Below are 17657 nucleotides of genomic sequence, written 5' to 3'. Positions count from 1 at the left end.
ATCATGCTTGAAAAAATTATTCACTTCTCTTTACGAAATCGCTGGTTTGTACTCTTATTTACGCTCATTATCGCCGCATTGGGGATCTACAATTTTCAGCGTCTTCCCATTGATGCAGTACCCGATATTACCAACGTGCAAGTACAAATTAATACAGAAGCATCAGGATATTCACCTTTTGAGGTGGAGCAACGGATTACATTTCCCGTTGAATTAGCCATGAGCGGACTGCCTAATCTTGATTACACACGCTCTTTATCTCGGTATGGCTTATCCCAAGTAACTGTTGCTTTTAAGGATGGAACGAATATTTATTTTGCCCGGCAACTGATCAATGAACGTTTACAAGCAGTGAAAGATAAATTACCGCCAGAAGCAGAAACCACACTGGGTCCCATTTCAACGGGGCTGGGTGAGATTTTTATGTATACAGTGACTAATAAATCAAATACTCCCCAAAATAAACGTCATAATCCCACGCAGCTGCGCACGATTCAAGATTGGATCATTAAGCCCCAATTACGTAACGTAGAAGGAGTGGCTGAAGTTAATACGGTAGGTGGGTATGAGAAGCAATTTCATATCACTCCACATCCGACTAAATTGGTACGTTATGGCTTGAGTTTAAATAATCTGGTTGAGGCTCTACAACGCAATAATGCGAATATTGGCGCAGGTTATATCGAGCGTAATGGCGAGCAAAATCTTATTCGTGTACCAGGTCAAGTGCAGAATATCACCGATATAGAAAATATTGTGGTAGCAAATTTTAACGGAACTCCTGTACGTATCCGTGAGGTGGCTGAAGTAGCCCTTGGAAAAGAATTACGTACTGGGGCTGCAACAGAGAATGGCGAAGAGGTGGTTTTAGGAACTGTTTTTATGCTGATGGGTGAAAACAGCCGCACTGTGTCCCAACGCGTAGCCACCAAAATGAAAGAAATTAATAAGTCATTGCCCGTCGGGGTGGAAGCGGTTACAGTCTATAATCGAACCACGCTCGTTAATGCCACAATTAATACGGTAAAGAAAAATTTACTTGAAGGCGCATTGCTAGTCTGCATTATCTTATTCCTATTTTTAGGTAATATTCGCGCAGCGCTTATTACGGCGATGGTGATTCCTTTATCTATGCTCCTAACTATTACCGGCATGGTAACCAATAAGATCAGTGCAAATTTGATGAGTTTAGGCGCACTGGATTTTGGTTTAATTGTTGATGGTGCAGTCATTATTGTTGAAAACTGTATCAAACATTTAGGGGAGCAACAACACACTTTAGGGCGAATCTTAAATCTTGAGGAGCGCTTAACGGTAATTGCTGACGCTACCACGGAAGTAATTCGCCCTAGTATTTTTGGTATATCTATTATTACCGTTGTTTATTTACCAATTTTAACGTTAACCGGTGTTGAAGGAAAAATGTTTTTTCCTATGGCAGAAACAGTCATTCTCGCACTCTTGGCATCGATGCTTTTCGCGTTAACATTTGTTCCGGCTGCCGTCGCTATTTTTTTGCGAGGACGCATACAAGAAAAGGAAAATCGGTTAGTACATTTTCTTTCTCTTGGGTATGCGAAGGTATTAAGACAATGTTTTCATGCTCGAAAAACGGTGATTGGCGCTGCGCTCGTTTTGATTTTAATTAGTTTTATCCTGGCTTTTCATTTAGGAGGGGAGTTTATTCCTAGCCTTGATGAGGGAGATATTGCCATGCACGCAATGCGCATTCCCGGTACTAGTTTAACTCAAGCTATTTCCATGCAAGATTTAGTTGAGAGGCGTGTACGACAATTTCCTGAGGTAAAAAGTGTGTTTGCCAAACTTGGGACAGCAGAAGTTGCAACCGATCCTATGCCGCCTAACGTAGCGGATACATTTATCATGCTGAAACCACGCCAAGAGTGGCCTAATCCTAAGAAAACCAAACAGGAGTTGGTTCAAGAAATTGAGCAAGCTGTAAAAGAAATTCCTGGAAACAACTATGAGTTTACCCAACCCATTCAAATGCGTTTTAATGAATTGATTTCAGGCGTACGTAGTGATGTGGCGGTGAAGGTATTTGGGGATGATATGGGTGTCTTACTCAAAACAGCGGATGCGATGAGTATGGAGCTTAAAAAGATACCTGGTGCTTCGGATGTGAAAGTCGAACAAGTGAGTGGTTTACCGCTTTTAACTGTGGAGATCGATCGTAATGCACTAGCGCGCTATGGTTTGCAAATTGGCAGTGTTCAAGATGCTCTGTTGATCGCCATAGGCGGCAAAAAAGGTGGGGAGTTGTTTGAGGGAGATAAACGATTCGATTTGATCGTACGTTTACCGGAGGTATTGCGTTCAAGTCCAACTGTGTTAAGACAGGTATTTATTCCTTTGCCTCTTGGAAAAGATGGGCATAGTCATTTTATTCCATTAAGTGAGGTTGCTAAAATAGTACGCAGTGAAAGCCCCAATCAAATCAGCCGTGAAAGTGGTAAACGTCGTGTAGTGGTGACTGCCAATGTGAGAAATCGAGACTTAAGCTCTTTCGTTACTGAAGCGAAAGAGCGTATTGAGCAAACGGTGAAAATACCTAGTGGTTATTGGATAAGATGGGGCGGTCAATTTGAACAGCTTCAATCAGCCTCAAAGAGGTTGGAAATTGTGGTGCCCGTAACTTTATTGGGTATTTTCTTACTCTTATTTATGAGCTTTGGAAATATAGGTAATGCCTTGCTCGTATTTTCTGGAATTCCTTTGGCCTTGACTGGAGGTGTTTTTGCTCTTTGGTTGCGAGGTATTCCTCTCTCTATTTCTGCCGGCGTAGGTTTTATCGCGTTGTCGGGGATCGCTGTTTTAAACGGTTTGGTCATGATTACTTTCATTAATAAACTACGAAAACAAAAAAAATTATATTTAAAAGATGCCGTGTTACAAGGCTCGTTAGCACGCCTTCGTCCCGTATTAATGACCGCATTGGTCGCATCATTAGGGTTTGTGCCCATGGCATTAGCTACGGGTACCGGTTCAGAAGTACAAAGACCACTTGCCACGGTGGTCATTGGTGGTATTATCTCATCTACCTTTTTGACTTTATTGGTATTACCAGGACTATATTTTGTGTTGCATGAGCGGCGCCAGAAAAATCGCTCGAGGATAGAGTAAATTAAAAAATAAATTGGCATTAACTGGTACAGTCCAACCAAGTTTGGGAGTTGGCTGTTTTGTATGAATTTCTCCAAAGCATGCGCAGCGGGAAGCCAATTTTCGTTCCTGTTTCAACTATTAATCGCTTGTATATGAGCCGGATTCTCTTGCCTCACCGCTTATATTTTTAGCTGAACAGAGTCTTCATCTAAACCTAAAATATCTATAAGATCCGTATTTTGATCGACTTCAAATTTTTTAAAAAGCTGCAAAAGAGTGTGTTTTTCATCTGGGGTATAAGTATTGAGAAATGTTATAAAAGCCTCTGTGTCCTCATTATCTTCGCTAAAAGTATCTTCAAAAAATTCAGGATAGTAATTTAATAAAATCTCTGCTTTTTCAAGATACTTCATTTTAAAACAATATAAGATAGGATCCAGATTATCCTGATTCAAATAGCTTAAAATTTTCTTCAAATCTGCGTTTTTAAGGTGATTAATCAATGACTCAAAAGCGGCTTTTGAAAGAAGTTCAGCTGCCCTATGTAAAAAGGTATTTTCTGTTCTATCATAGATAGCGGTATTAGCATTACAATCGACCAAAAGACGAATAATATCCAAATATCTATCAAAAATAACAAGTCCTTCACTGTAACCTTCCAATGCAAAAAACAAAGCATTCTTTCCTGAGCGATTCTGCTGTTGATCTATATTAGCTCCGGCATCAATTAGCCACCTAACATTCTCCACTTGTCCCCAATAACAAGCGTACATAAGTGCTGTAAAAGAATCTGCTTGATTAAAATCCATAATCGTTTTGCCATCTTTTTGTATTTTCAGAAAAGGCAAATCAATTATATCTTGAGCCACTTCTTTTTTATCATGATGAGACATATCGACATCGCTTTCTTCCCCCTCCAGGAAAAATAAAGAAGATAAGGAAGATAAAGATTTATAATCTATTTCATCTTCGTCCTCCATTTCATCATCCTCAATAACAATTAAGTTACTGCCCAAAATAATGACCTCATCTGCCTTGTCATGTATGATTTCACCACCATAGTTTTTAAAAATTTCAACCCCAAGCGGTGTTACATAAAATAGGTCTCCCACTTCAATATTAAATAATGGCAAATCGATATTTATCTTGATTAATTGATATTCTTCTCTATGTTCCTCATAAACTTCTCTTGCAGATAACCAATTATCACTAGCGTTCAGGAAAAAAAACTCTTTAACTACACGCTCATCATAAGTATTATAATCGATTAATAGTTGCTCCCCTTTCTTAATGTCTCGGGTTGCAACAACGTCAATTACCTTTTTTTTACCTATTGAGTTGTTAACAAACTCCACATTATCCTGCATATCAGAGTGGTTAATAAAGCGTGTAAAGTTACCTTGGGGCTTCGCATCAACAACTCCTTTTCCAATTGCCATTGCAAAACTAGTATCAGCATTGGATGTATTGACCTTTTTATATTCTGCTTCAGTTTTATATTCTACCCCAGTATATGTTCCAATCGTTTCTCCCTCTTTAATATCTTTTTTTGCAAACGCTCCTCGACCACCAAAATTTCTCAGTAAATCCACTTCTCTAATGGATATTAAATGGGGGTTATCATGCTCTGAAGGGATATAGTCTTCAAGACGCATATTATCGATGCCTAATTCACGCATTGTCTTTTCGATTTTGTGGGAAGGCATCGAAATCTGTCCTTTTCCTTTTTTGAAAAAAGAATAATTATTCGTAGTTTTTGTGGACGGGGAATGTCTAGTATTTTTCTTTGTTGTCATGATAAAACATTAATTGTTTTTCTGTATATTAATTATATATTATGAATATAAATACAACCATAAAATTAAAATAAATACGGTGCATCATATTATTATCATAAAGGGATGGATCCATACCACTATGATCAAATATAAGTTACAATATCCAAATTATTCACAATCCGTCGGATTAAATTTTATGAAATACTACTTTGGCACTTCGGAAGAAAATAAAGGTAATCAGGAATATGAAAAAAGAAATTACAAAGAAGCCCTAAAACAGTATCAAGCAGCCCAAGCCAAACTCGCTAAAATGGCTTTGCAGAAAAACTTTAAACAGGATGAACATTATCAGGATGCCCTTGCTTTTGTTTTAGGTGAAATTATTATCACCACAGCTGAAATTGTCTTAGATTATTCCGAAACAGAATTAAATCATGAAAAAATATTAGAAAAATGGAAGCCAATTCTTAGTTGGTGCAACGAAATGGACTCTATTTATAAGCAAATTTGCCTTAATCAAGAGCTTACTACCAACAAAGAAAGAATAAACACGGTATATCAGGCACTTAGCAATGCGTGTAAAGAAATCAGTAATCGATTTACTCATTCTATAAAAGAAACTGCGGAACATGAAGAAGCAATTACTCAAGCTTTAGACTGGTTTTCTAAAGCGGAAGAATATATGAGTAAAGCAAATGATTTAGTAGAAATTGAACTCTATTTGGGCTCTTTGGAATTATTAGAGCGTGGATTTAACTACTCTAAAAACCCACAATTTATAAAAAGAATTAAATCATTTATCACCGAAAATTTATTAGATCAATCAAAATTCTTATCTGGTGAACAAAAACTACAACTCCTATATTATAAATTTTTTGCTGCAACAAACAATAAAGATGAAGATGTTCCAGAATTAGAAAAGCAGTATAAAGAACTTATCCGAAAATCACGTAAATTAGACAAAAAAAATCCCTTTATTTCGAAATTCAATCAATTAATTGCCAACATATCGTCTGAAAAGGAAGAAATTTCGCAGCAAAACCATAAACTGCTATGCTCTGAGATAGAAGAATTAACGGAAATAGGACATAACGACGCTAAAAAATCCAATAGAGCAAAAAAAGTAAAGCGATCATCGAGAGAACTTGGTGATGAAGAATCAGCAGCCAATCAAAAAGATATTCAAAAGAAAGTATGGAAAGCAAAGAAAGTAACACGACAAGTAAAAAAAGGAGCGACTTCCAACCAAGAAGATAGTTGGATGGTTGATGCTTTAAGCGAGCTTTCCCAAGCTCTATCTCATGACAGTGACTTCAATCGCCTATTAGAAGCTAGTGTTGAACCCCCATCAAAATATATAAAATCATCTGAAACTGATAAGAATAAGACATCTCTATCACCTACACCATTTACATTTTTTACCAGCCCCCCCCAACTGTTAACCAGCAGTTCCACTCTATTGCAAACACATCATCATGACGCATTTAAGAAAGTGATCATTGGTGTAGCAAGGGACTATAAAAGCAGTGGGTTTTTAGCTAATTTATTATCATTAATGGGTGATTTTTATTTGAAGTCATGTTCATTATTACCCGTGGAAGATAACTCCTTAAGGGCCGCTTCATTCTATGAGGCTGCTTTAAAACTCAATGCAGAGCATCCTGTAGCATTGAATAGACTACAAGAAATTTCTAAAAATCATGATGATTTCACTTATGTTCCAGCTAATGGAGAAATAATTTCCCCAGAAAATATTATGTCTGTTTTTTCTCAGGCCATAGAAAATAATATGATTCAAATACAACAGGTAGTTCGTGTGAATGCGGATGCGGGGCAAATAGAGAAGCTATTTGATGATCTTACTGATTTTATTGCAAATGCAATTCGTACAAAGGAGCTTGCTGGAAGTAAATCCCAGCCAATTGCTGAGTTAATCACAACAAAATATGAATTAGCATTAACAAAATACGAATTGGCATTAACAAAAGTACCTACTTTGGATAGCGAAAATAGCTTCCTAATATAATAATCGCCTACGACATGGCGTCAATTCAACCACAGCTCCGGGGGCAGACCTTGTACTTTGAATATAAAGGTTTTTATTGAGTGAGGTTGTAATTCATACTCAAGGCCTCTAAACCCTTGCGTAACGATATCGCTGGGCTTTACACCAGCCCAGCGCTTTGTTGTCGTGATGACTTGAATATCGAATTCTTCTGATTTTTTTGAATAATAAGTCGTTAAATCTACTTCAAAACTGCCGCAGGGATTAACATGACCCTTTTTACTAGGATCCCGGCTGAGATCTGATATGGGCAAATTCTTTTAGACCATATCAAAATCACTACGTATTCACGTGTTACAAGTGCTTGAAAAATAACTATAGGTTGCATATGAAGCTAAAGCACTTCCAACAACAGCAGTGTTTTTAAAAATCCCTATGCTTTTTAGACAATTACTGTATGTTGGCTTAGGATTATAATCTTTTAATATAAGAGCACACTCAGACAAGTTTTTATCGTTACCTTCTAATTTTTGATGATACAAATTCAGAAAAATTGCATCACTCTTTTTAGATATAAATTTTTTGGCTTTAATTTCATTATCAAAATGCATTGACCTACTTGTGGGGCTAACTTCAATTTCTCTAAGTAAATTAATCTTATTTTTTGTTGATCTATCTTGCAAAGAATTGCTTAGTTTTAATTGTGAAAAATCAAATTGCAGACCCCCTTGTTCTAAAAAATCTACAATCTGATGAAATGAAACCGCTGATTCCTTATTATAAGGAAATACCTGATTGTATATTCCGAATAATTCAGAACTCTTATGACATCCAGCGGTTACATCCACTTCAACTTCACAGCTTGTTGGTAATATGGGTAAAATAGGCCCATGGCAGGCAATATCTGGTAATGGATCGCAAGTAAACAAAACTTGCAATCGACTAAGGTTTTTACAGCCACTTAAATCGCAAATTTGACTTGATAAGGTGGTATTTGCGCCACTTAGCTTATCTAAGTATACACTGCGCATAAAGTTACCAGGAACTGGTTCAAATGCTGATGCAGATATGGTGAGTTGTTCTTTGGGTATATTTTTTAGTTTTTGGCATATCCAAAATACAGCGGCACCACCACGGCTAAATCCATATAAATTTAGTTGTAGAGATTCTGTTTTATTGATCTCCTCTTTTACTTTTTCAACAACTTCATTTACTTGGTGCTCTAAATTAAACGTAAAAATAGCGCCAAGATCTTGTGAATAGTGGTTATCAATACTACATCCATTTAAACAAAGATTAATCGTATCAGTATCCTTTTTTACAAGTGCATTAAGAAGATTAGCAAGAGAAGTCATTCCTCTATGTTTTGTTAAATCATGTGCTTCTTCATCAGTACCATTTATAAACACATTAATTATTTTAGGCATATTATTTTCCTTTTTAAATATCAATTCTATTTCTGTCTGTTGTCGACAATTGTGAGAATTTGCTCACGCGCTAAATGAAATACGTCTAACGTGATTTTTTGAACAGTAAGCTCTAAAGAACAAAGTCGTGCAGCGGATCCCTTGTACATAAAAATGACTTTCTTAGGTTTATATGTAGCATTCTGTTCTAGGCACTATGAAAAGGTATAAAGTATGTTTCATTTGTTCTAAGGTGAGTAGCTGTTCTAACCCAAAGAACTAGTTTTTTGATGAGTGTTCATTTATTAAATGCCTCTCTAAAAAAGTTTATGAGCCGAAGACTTAATTTAACTAATGAGAAAAAATTTTATATGGAATTAAAATAATAATAAAATCCATCTTATACAAGCTTATCAATGTTATTTTGAATTTAGAATGAGTTTATTTTGAAATTAATTTATTCCAAAATGGAAATTGTGATGGTGTATAGTTGAAGAATATATTATAGAGCTGGTGCACAAGCGAATAGTTATTTAGGCTACGTTGCATAAAATATTATGAACACTAAAATCTAAATTTTAGACACAAATCAGCTCTATAGTCCAAACAGCTCATTAATAAAAGAGATTCATCACGGTTTACGTACATCCACATATTGAACTGACCTTTTTTAAACATGCGCATGATTTCAAAGTCTTTGATAGTCGCATAGACTGGCTTCATGGACTGGAATTCTCCTACAGGATTGATCAGTCGCTTGTACTTGCCATGATCTGTTTCAAGCTGGGTGTTGCGAAATTTTATCTGCGCATGACTGTCGTGGGAAGCCAATTTCCTTCACGTTTTACTGATTAATCGCCCTGTCTATAAGCCGGATTTTTATCGGTATTTATAATGCGGATGCCATAGGGAGGGGGACTCTTATGATTTTTTCAATATTGATTGAGAGAAAAATGGAAATTAATGAAGAGCATATTAAGAATAGGCAAAAATATGGCTTTAAATTAGAATTTAAAACCAAGAAAATATCTGAAGTGGGGTATCGCCCAGAATTAAATAAGGAACATAGTAATAAAAGATGAAAATTGAGCTACAGAGATAGATTTATTAGCTTATGACGATGATAACAATAGAGCTTTTGTTATTGAGTGCAAAGGAATGCAAAAAAATTCTGTATTAATCTTAATTAAAGAAGCTCTGAGGTATTTGATGAAAGGTAAATTGACGAGGCTACTACACTATATGCTCCGAAAAGCATCTTCAGGCAGAAATCAGTCTATTTTTAAACGGGCTTTATACCCTGGCAGCCTAAACTCGCCTAGTCTTTATTCGTTTTACATCTGCAATTATTTTTTTGAGACAAAACCGAGCCTCCTATAACCTCAAGGATATCCCTACAGAGGTTACAAGCAATTAAATTTCAAATCGTCTCTAAATAGAGGATAGTAAAAAGTTCTCAGTTAATTCCTCCTCTTCGACACTATTGTTGTTAAAAAAACTTGCAGAACATCGAAATGGGGAAGTAATCAAAGAGGTTACTCTTTCTACTCCATGTCCAAGTCGATCGATAATTGGGTCTGGGTCTTGTGCAATCACAACTGCCATTGCCGCTAAAATACATCCTAGATAAGAAATGAGCAGGGCAGAAAATAATTCATTAAATAGCAACAAGGAAAGGCTAAAATCAACTCCCCCTAAAGCAATAATAGGTATGACAACACCCATCGTAGCAGAGTAAGCAACTATAAGAGAGGCCGGATAAACTACTAATGCCCAAAACAAATCGTTTTCCCATAATGAAGAAATGCAACTATAAATCATCTCATTTATTGCGGGGCGAACAGTGCTTTTTTTATCAGCCAGGGCTGATACATGAGTTAAATCTTTTGGTGAAAACTTATTATTCGTTAAAGGATTGAGTAAGGATTTGCTAGTATCGGTTTCCCCTGTACGACAAGCACGTTGGTTATGCCATTCAATTAATTGGGACAGTGAAAATTGATGCCCAGTCGAAACAAAGATACGATCGCTAGGGTCTATATCCTTCATATCTAATAGTGTTATGGGCTCCACACTGTTCAGTGGATAAAGTTCCGCAAGAATTAATAACGTGTCATAAGCTAGATCGACAAGATTTTGCTTACTGCTGCTGTAGTTGTCCTCTGTGGTTAACGGCAATAATTTTCTTCTTAGCTTTGCAATTAAATCATCTCCCGCTGTTTTGGCTGCGACTTGCTGGAGGGCCGCAACGATTGGTTTAACCTGAGTTGTCGTAGATAGGGCGTTAAATCTTTTAATTACTAATGAAATATCAGACATTTTTTTCTCCAGCAAGGAAGGGGAATAAATTTCTTGATATGTTAATTTTACTAACATTCAATTACATATTTCGGCTATATTTTGCGCGTATTATATATTTTTTGGCAAATAAATCAACATAAGGCGACGTTGCAGAAACGAGTAATAATTTATACGGCACTGTCAATTAAACTTTAAACGTGAAAAAAGTATTTTTGCGGCGATTGTCATTTTTATAACTCCCACCGGTCTCATTACCTAGTTGAACGACACTTGCAATTTGGATGAGTAAGAGGACTACTGGTTTGTAATGATAACACTTCCAATTAGTTTAATGCATGGGTTGGCTATGACGTTAGGTGATGAGAAGGTTAAATATTGGGAATTCTGCGGCGGCTGAGATTCTTTGCACCTAAAATTCGCCAAACGTATTTTTTTGTATGTTCAAATGTTAAATTGACGCTGTCTTTTTTATGTGTTTATTTAGAGCGAGATGTGGTTATGAGAATTGATTATAGAAAATCAAATCAAATTGAACTAAAATAATTCCTTTTTTTTATGAGTTATTATGACGCAATCAAAAACATCTATTTTACTTATCGGATTACTCTCGGCCTTTTCTTTACTAACATTTGATTTGTATCAACCCTCATTGCCATACATCACGACTTACTTTGGAACCACCCACGATTTAAGTCAGCTTACTTTAAGTATTTATTTATTTGTTTTTGGGTGCACTCAATTAATTTGGGGGCCATTGATTGATCATTATGGTCGTCGGCGTTTGTTACCAGGCAGTCTAGTTCTTGCTGTTATTGCAAGTTTAATTTGTGTTGTCGCCCCTAACATAGAGGTGTTGATTTTAGGACGTGCTTTACAAGGTTTCGCTTTATGTTGTGCTAATTTAGTAGCTTTTTCAATTTCTAGAGATTTTGAAGACGCAGTAGAAAGGGCAAAAGTCTTATCCTATGTTTCCATGATTGTCTCAATATCGCCAATTCTTGCTCCTGTTTTGGGCTCTGTTATTTTTACTTATTGTGGTTGGCAAGCAAATTTTGCATTGATGGCCTTTATTGGCATGGCATTACTGCTACAAACACGTAAAGGACTTTTTGAATCGCCTTTTTGGACTGCACCGCAACAAACTTTTTCAATTAAAAAAGTAATAAAATCATATCAAGAAATTTTACCCTCTTCTTATTTGTGGAGTGGTTCATTGATTATGATGTTTAGTTTTGCAGCAGTAATGCTCTCAGTAATTAACTCTTCTTATTTGATTATTGATCAATTTGGTTTTTCACCCTTGGCCTATGGAGTTATTTTTATTTTTAATGGATTAAATATTATCGTAGGTAATTATTTAGGAATTCATTTACGCAAGTCTTTTAGTATGGCATCTACTATTTATCTCGGAAGTTGGCTTATACTCATAGGGGGCTTTGCGATGTTGATGAGCTCCACTCTTTATGGGTTTAATTTGTACGCTTTATCGTTTGCTCTAATTTGTAATTTAGGGATTAGTGTTATTGCGCCGGCAGTAATGTCCTTAATGCTAGCCGATTTTAAAGAAAATACTGGAATTGCTCTAGCTTTTATTCATACCATAAGAATGTTTGGCTCTTCGTTATTAACCATAGTTAGTGCTTATTTTCTCATGCGGACACTTAATGCATTACCTTTAGGTTTAATGGCCTGCGGAGTCGGAGCTCTTTACTGTTCTTGGCATTTTAATCGTTTATCTACTACAGAATCTGATGACGGTGAATTGGATGGAGCAGAGGCAGCTTAAGTTAATGAGGGATTTTTTCCTTTTACTTCAGCTATCGTATTTTAGGAATTTTAAATTAAAAAGGAATTTCAAATGTACCAGAGATTTATTTTAGGAATTATACAAGCAAGTATTTTGGGCGGCCTGGTCGCGATTAGCTCGGCATCTGCGTGTACTAGAGCGCTTTATAATGGTGCAGATAATACGGTAATTACTGGTCGTTCTATGGATTGGTCTGAGGATATGGGCTCTGATATTTGGGTTTTACCCCGGGGAATTGAACGGAATGGCGAAGCAGGCCCTGACTCTCCGCGCTGGGAAGCAAAATATGGTAGTGTCGTCACCTCAGTATATGGAATTGCTAGTGCTGATGGGATGAATGAAAAAGGCTTAGTGATGAATTTACTTTATTTAGCCGAATCTGATTACGGCAATGACAGTGAAAAAAATCCCCCGTTATCAATAAGCCTTTGGGGGCAATATGCCCTGGATAATTTTGCTACAGTTGCTGAGGCTGTGCAATCCATGCAAGCTCGCCCCTTTCATTTATTAACTATGTCTCTTCCCAATGGAGAGCAGAGCCAGCTGCATTTGTCTTTATCTGATTCTACTGGTGATTCCGCAATTTTTGAATACATTAATGGGAAGCTCGTAGTACATCACGGAAAAGAATATACCGTAATGACCAACTCACCCACTTATGATCAACAATTAGCCTTAAATACTTATTGGCAGTCTATCGGCGGTACCGTGTTTTTACCAGGGACTAACAGAGCCGCAGATCGCTTTGCCAGAACCTCGTTTTTGATTAATGCAGTTCCTAAAAGTTTAAATAAAAGCTATATCGAAAGTGTGCCAGATCATTCATATGCTTATCAAGCGGTAGCTAATGTTTTGAGCGTTTTACGCTCTGTAAGTGTTCCATTGGGCATTACTACCCCTAACGAACCTAATATCGCTTCAACTTTATGGCGTACGATTTCGGATCAGAAAAATCTGGTTTATTATTTTGATTCATCAACTCGTCCGAATACTTTTTGGATTAACTTAAATCAATTAAATTTTGCTAAAGGATCTCCGGTATTAAAGCTTGACCTAGCGCAGGGACAAATTTACGCTGGCGATGCCTTTTCGGCGTTAAAGCCTGCAACCCCTTTTAAGTTTATTTCGGTTAGAAATTAAACAGAATATAGGTTGGGCTGATAAGCCCAACACTGTAGTTTCAGAGAAAAGCTGGCTCTGTTGCAAGAAAGATTCAATGTCCAAACTATTAAGGGCAGATCCACGGTACAGGCTGGATATTCATACATTTATAGCCAAGGATAGTGTATAATATAACCACAAATAATTTCAGTATTTAAAGTGAGTTCATATGAGTTACGTAATTTCTGCGCTTTATAAATTTGTATCATTAAGTGACTATCTTCAGTTACAAGAGCCTTTATTAAGTTTTATGAAACTTAATAAAATCAGAGGTAGTTTATTATTGGCTGAAGAAGGCATAAATGGCACTGTAGCAGGAACAAGAGAAGCGATTGATGCTTTGTATGGCTGGTTTAATGAACATAGGTCATTGGCAAATATTGTGTATAAAGAATCCTTTTCTGATGAAATTCCCTTTAATCGAACTAAAGTCAAATTGAAAAAAGAAATTGTCACTATGGGTGTGGAAGGAGTATCTCCGAATGATGTTGTGGGAACTTATGTAAAACCTGAGGCGTGGAATGCGCTAATTAGTTCTCCGGATGTTACTGTAATTGATACCCGTAACGATTACGAAGTACAAATAGGGGCTTTTAAAAACGCAATCAATCCAAATACCGCATCGTTTCGTGAATTTCCTCAATATATAGCCGAGAACCTTTCACCTGAAACTCATAAGAAGGTAGCGATGTATTGTACCGGGGGTATTCGCTGTGAAAAATCAACAGCTTACTTAAAAATGTTAGGCTTTGAAGAAGTCTATCATTTGGAAGGAGGGATTTTAAAGTACTTAGAAGAAGTACCGGCAGCTGAATCATTATGGGAAGGGGAGTGTTTTGTATTTGATGATCGCGTTGCAGTAAATCACTCATTGGAAAAAGGTAGTTATGAACAATGTCATGCCTGCCGTTTGCCAATTAGTGAAGAAGACATGCGTAGTGCGTCTTATGTTCAGGGGGTGAGTTGTCCTCATTGTGTTGATCAACATACGGAGATACAAAAACAACGCCATCAAGAACGAGAAAAGCAAAATCAGCTGGCAAAAGCGCGTGGTGAAACACACATTGGAGGTGATGTTGCTGCAATTATTCAGACGCGTAAAGAAATGAAACAAAATCAACGCAGAGCGAATGCATCGGAGTAACCATGCATTTTTGAAAAAAGTATAGGTTGGGCTTAAAGGCCCAGCTAATGTCCTGCATGGCATCAAGTTGAGAAAACTACCTTTATAAAATTCCCGCGGTCAAAGCCGCGGGAATTTTGATGGCATTTTTAGTGATATTACCCAAGCAAATTAGTAGCCTTTTGAGACAACGTTTGTTTCACTTGACGCTTAAGCAATTCTTGAATGTCTTTGAGTATTTTTCTTAAAAAATCGGTCAAAATAACTGCTTACCACGCGAGTTATTTGCCTTGCTTTCGGGTGGATTTGAATGACGTAATTGTTAACCGTTACAAGTCCATCCCGGACTAAACCGTCTAATAAATTAAGCTCATTAGCAAAATAATCAAATGGATAATTAAACAGTTCACACTGTTCTTTGAGATCCACTTTCAAGTAACACATAATTTCATCAATAATCTTTTTTCTTAATTGATCTTCATCGGAAATTTCTATGCCGCGCGCAATGGGTAATTGATGATTTAATATGTCATTTTTATATTGTTTTAGCTCAGAAGTATTTTGTGCATATCCGTTGCATACTTGGCTGACTGATGAAACTCCAAGACCAATGAGATGCGATGCACGCTCTACACTATATCCTTGAAAATTCCGTTTGAGTGTTTTTGCATTTAATGCACGTGTCATCGCATCAGTGGGTTTAGCGAAATGATCGAGGCCAATAGGTAAGTAGCCTCCTTGCTTTAGTTTTTCAGAGGCTGTGACAAACATTTCTATTCGCGTGGCGTTACTCGGTAGGTCCTGCTCGTGGATGAGTTGCATATGTTTTTTCATCCAGTGGACATGGGCATAGGCAAAAAGGGCGATTCGATTGGGACTCAATAGAAAAACAGCGTCTATATTGTTTTTAATACCTTCCATAGTTTGTTTCGGTAATCCATAAATCAAATCAAGGTTTATGTTGTTTATCCCATGCTGTCTAAAAAGATTAACGCAGGATTGCACTAATTCAAATGATTGCACTCGATTAATTGCTTGTTGAACCTCAAGATTAAAATCTTGTGCACCAATACTCACTCGATTTACCCGAGCAGAAGCATAGGCGTATATTTTATCTTCATCGACGGTACGCGGGTCGACCTCTATGGCTATTTCTGCATGCGGAGATACATTAAATAAATTGTGGATGGTGCTTATCAAATCTAAAAAGAGCTGAGGTGGTAACATCGTGGGTGATCCGCCACCAAAATGAATGTGGGTCACCCTGTTCTTAGATAAAAGTGAAGCAACTAAAGCTATTTCTTGTTTTACTAGTTCACTATATGCTGCAAGTGATTTCTCTTTATTAGTGACTTTAGTAGAGCATCCGCAATACCAACATAATTGTCGGCAAAATGGAATATGAATATAAAGTGACAGAGTGTCCTGTGATGGGAGCGAGCTAAGCCATTGCGAATAAACCGTGCTGTTAATTTCAGGGGAAAAATGAGGGGCTGTTGGGTAGCTCGTGTATCTTGGAATCTGACCCTCATAATTTAGTATTAATTGTTCGGAAATATCATTCAAAAACATGCAATCACCATTGTAATAGAGAGACTTCGCGATGCAAGAGCACCTCAGGTACTGCCATCCCACGGAGGTGGGAATGGCAAAACCTTATTTACCCCTTCTTATCGGGTTCTGAGTTCTGCTGATCTCTTAACTCCAACCACATTGCATTTAATATTGCAAAGGAACAAGCAAGTCCCGTTCCAAGAATCCAAGAGAAATACCACATTATCTTCTCCTTAGTGTTAATATGAAGCTGGTTGTTCTGTAACGGTTTTTTCAGTGACCTTACCGCGAAGAATTCGATAAACCCATGCAGTGTATGCCAGAATAATCGGCAGAAAAATTACTGTTGCAATCAGCATAATGAATAAAGTCATTTGGCTTGATGAACTGTCCCATACCATTAAGCTATGCTTGGGATGCGTTGATGAGGGTAGAATGAAGGGAAACATACTCACCCCTACAGTGGCGATTAATGAACCTACACTCAAACTACTTAATATAAAAGCGATCACCGTTTTATTAGTTAATAGAATGGCTAGCCATGCACAGACAATACTCAAAAGAGGTACCAATAAAGTAATCGGCGCCGCCTTATAATTAGTGAGCCATGCACCGACTTGCATGTCTACTTCTTTATACAAGGGATTTGATGGGCCGTCGTGTGGCATGACGCTGGTTAAGGTATAACTATCAAGAGTTTTAGTCCAAAAACCCATTATGACGAATAAGATAGTCATCAATAAAGCAGCGTAGCGCGCGCTTTTTCTCGCTTTTTGTTGCAACGTTCCGTCAGTTTTTATCTGGATAAAAAATGCACCATGCATGGCAAGCATTAATACGGAAAGTACGCCACAACAGAGCGCATAAGGGTTTAGTAACTGTAAAAAAGTACCGGTATACATAGTTCTTAAGCTGTCGTCATAATTAAAGGGGACACCTTGGAGAACATTGCCTATGGCCACTCCGAAAATTAGCGCGGGTACAAATCCGCCGATAAAAAGGAGCCAATCCCAAGTGGATCTCCATGTAGGATTATCCAGTTTAGAGCGATATTTAAAGCCAACAGGTCTTAATATTAAAGATAATAAAACAACTAACATGGCCAAATAAAAACCCGAAAAAGATAATGCATAAAGATCGGGCCATGCTGCAAAAATTGCCCCACCACCGAGGATAAACCAGACCTGATTGCCTTCCCAAGTAGGTCCTATTGTGTTAATCAAAATACGACGCTCGATATCGGTTTTAGCAAGCCAAGGTAACCACATGGCAACACCTAGGTCAAAACCATCCATAATTGCAAAGCCAATTAATAAAATGCCTAGCAATAGCCACCAGATTATTCTTAAGGTTTCATAATCTAAAATCATGTTCCACTCCGTAATGAATGTCTTTA

Annotated in this window: 12 protein-coding genes and 1 pseudogene; 6 read left to right on the top strand and 7 right to left on the bottom strand. The window is 37.2% G+C overall.

The window, feature by feature from the left end:
- The first annotated feature begins 3 nt into the window (after positions 1-3).
- A complete protein-coding gene (locus tag E1P08_RS13355) occupies positions 4-3144 on the top strand; it encodes a CusA/CzcA family heavy metal efflux RND transporter (protein ID WP_165485181.1) in 3141 nt (1046 codons plus the stop codon).
- Between the two features lie 161 nt (positions 3145-3305).
- Here E1P08_RS13355 and ankI read toward each other — a convergent pair whose 3' ends face one another.
- Positions 3306-4922: a Dot/Icm T4SS effector AnkI/LegAS4 gene (gene ankI, locus E1P08_RS13350; protein WP_133137509.1), complete on the bottom strand. Its 1617-nt coding sequence runs from the start codon at positions 4920-4922 to the stop codon at positions 3306-3308.
- 79 nt (positions 4923-5001) lie between these two features.
- On the opposite strand from ankI, the gene E1P08_RS13345 reads away from it, so the two are divergent.
- Entirely contained in the window at positions 5002-6930 is a 1929-nt protein-coding gene (locus tag E1P08_RS13345; RefSeq protein ID WP_133137508.1) for a hypothetical protein, read from the top strand.
- A 326-nt stretch (positions 6931-7256) separates the two neighbouring features.
- Here the strand turns inward: E1P08_RS13345 and E1P08_RS13340 are convergent, their stop codons facing one another.
- Both E1P08_RS13340 and E1P08_RS13335 read right to left on the bottom strand, forming a co-directional pair.
- Positions 7257-8336, bottom strand: a complete 1080-nt coding sequence (locus E1P08_RS13340) for a hypothetical protein (RefSeq protein ID WP_133137507.1) — start codon at positions 8334-8336, stop codon at positions 7257-7259.
- Between the two features lie 543 nt (positions 8337-8879).
- Positions 8880-9146: a DDE-type integrase/transposase/recombinase gene (locus E1P08_RS13335; protein WP_242602466.1), complete on the bottom strand. Its 267-nt coding sequence runs from the start codon at positions 9144-9146 to the stop codon at positions 8880-8882.
- Positions 9147-9238: 92 nt separating this feature from the next.
- On the opposite strand from E1P08_RS13335, the gene E1P08_RS17220 reads away from it, so the two are divergent.
- A complete protein-coding gene (locus E1P08_RS17220) occupies positions 9239-9397 on the top strand; it encodes a hypothetical protein (RefSeq protein WP_165485180.1) in 159 nt (52 codons plus the stop codon).
- A 349-nt stretch (positions 9398-9746) separates the two neighbouring features.
- Here E1P08_RS17220 and E1P08_RS13330 read toward each other — a convergent pair whose 3' ends face one another.
- Entirely contained in the window at positions 9747-10634 is an 888-nt protein-coding gene (locus E1P08_RS13330) for a hypothetical protein (RefSeq protein WP_133137506.1), read from the bottom strand.
- 547 nt (positions 10635-11181) lie between these two features.
- On the opposite strand from E1P08_RS13330, the gene E1P08_RS13325 reads away from it, so the two are divergent.
- The 3 genes and pseudogenes from E1P08_RS13325 to trhO form a co-directional block, all read left to right on the top strand.
- Positions 11182-12402: a multidrug effflux MFS transporter gene (locus E1P08_RS13325; RefSeq protein WP_133137505.1), complete on the top strand. Its 1221-nt coding sequence runs from the start codon at positions 11182-11184 to the stop codon at positions 12400-12402.
- A 72-nt stretch (positions 12403-12474) separates the two neighbouring features.
- A complete protein-coding gene (locus E1P08_RS13320) occupies positions 12475-13563 on the top strand; it encodes a linear amide C-N hydrolase (protein WP_133137504.1) in 1089 nt (362 codons plus the stop codon).
- Positions 13564-13753: 190 nt separating this feature from the next.
- Positions 13754-14464: pseudogene (gene trhO / locus E1P08_RS13315) on the top strand (oxygen-dependent tRNA uridine(34) hydroxylase TrhO); the annotation flags it as partial.
- Between the two features lie 453 nt (positions 14465-14917).
- Here trhO and hemN read toward each other — a convergent pair.
- The 3 genes from hemN to cydB all read right to left on the bottom strand — a co-directional run bounded on the left by hemN (position 14918) and on the right by cydB (position 17631).
- Positions 14918-16279 (bottom strand): oxygen-independent coproporphyrinogen III oxidase, encoded by a 1362-nt coding sequence (gene hemN / locus E1P08_RS13310; RefSeq protein ID WP_133137502.1) that lies wholly within the window; start codon positions 16277-16279, stop codon positions 14918-14920.
- An 88-nt stretch (positions 16280-16367) separates the two neighbouring features.
- Positions 16368-16487 carry a cytochrome bd-I oxidase subunit CydX gene (gene cydX, locus E1P08_RS13305; protein ID WP_207387373.1) on the bottom strand — a complete coding sequence of 40 codons (120 nt, stop codon included), beginning with the start codon at positions 16485-16487 and terminating at the stop codon, positions 16368-16370.
- A 13-nt stretch (positions 16488-16500) separates the two neighbouring features.
- The gene (gene cydB / locus E1P08_RS13300; protein WP_133137500.1) at positions 16501-17631 is read right to left on the bottom strand and encodes a cytochrome d ubiquinol oxidase subunit II; all 1131 of its coding nucleotides are present in this window, start codon (positions 17629-17631) and stop codon (positions 16501-16503) included.
- Positions 17632-17657: the final 26 nt, after the last annotated feature.

Origin of the sequence: Legionella rowbothamii, from assembly GCF_900639985.1 — a bacterium.
In the GTDB taxonomy this organism is placed as follows: Bacteria; Pseudomonadota; Gammaproteobacteria; order Legionellales; family Legionellaceae; genus Legionella; species Legionella rowbothamii.
Note: the sequence above shows the minus strand (reverse complement) of the source record. Positions and strands in the feature narration are given on the sequence as shown.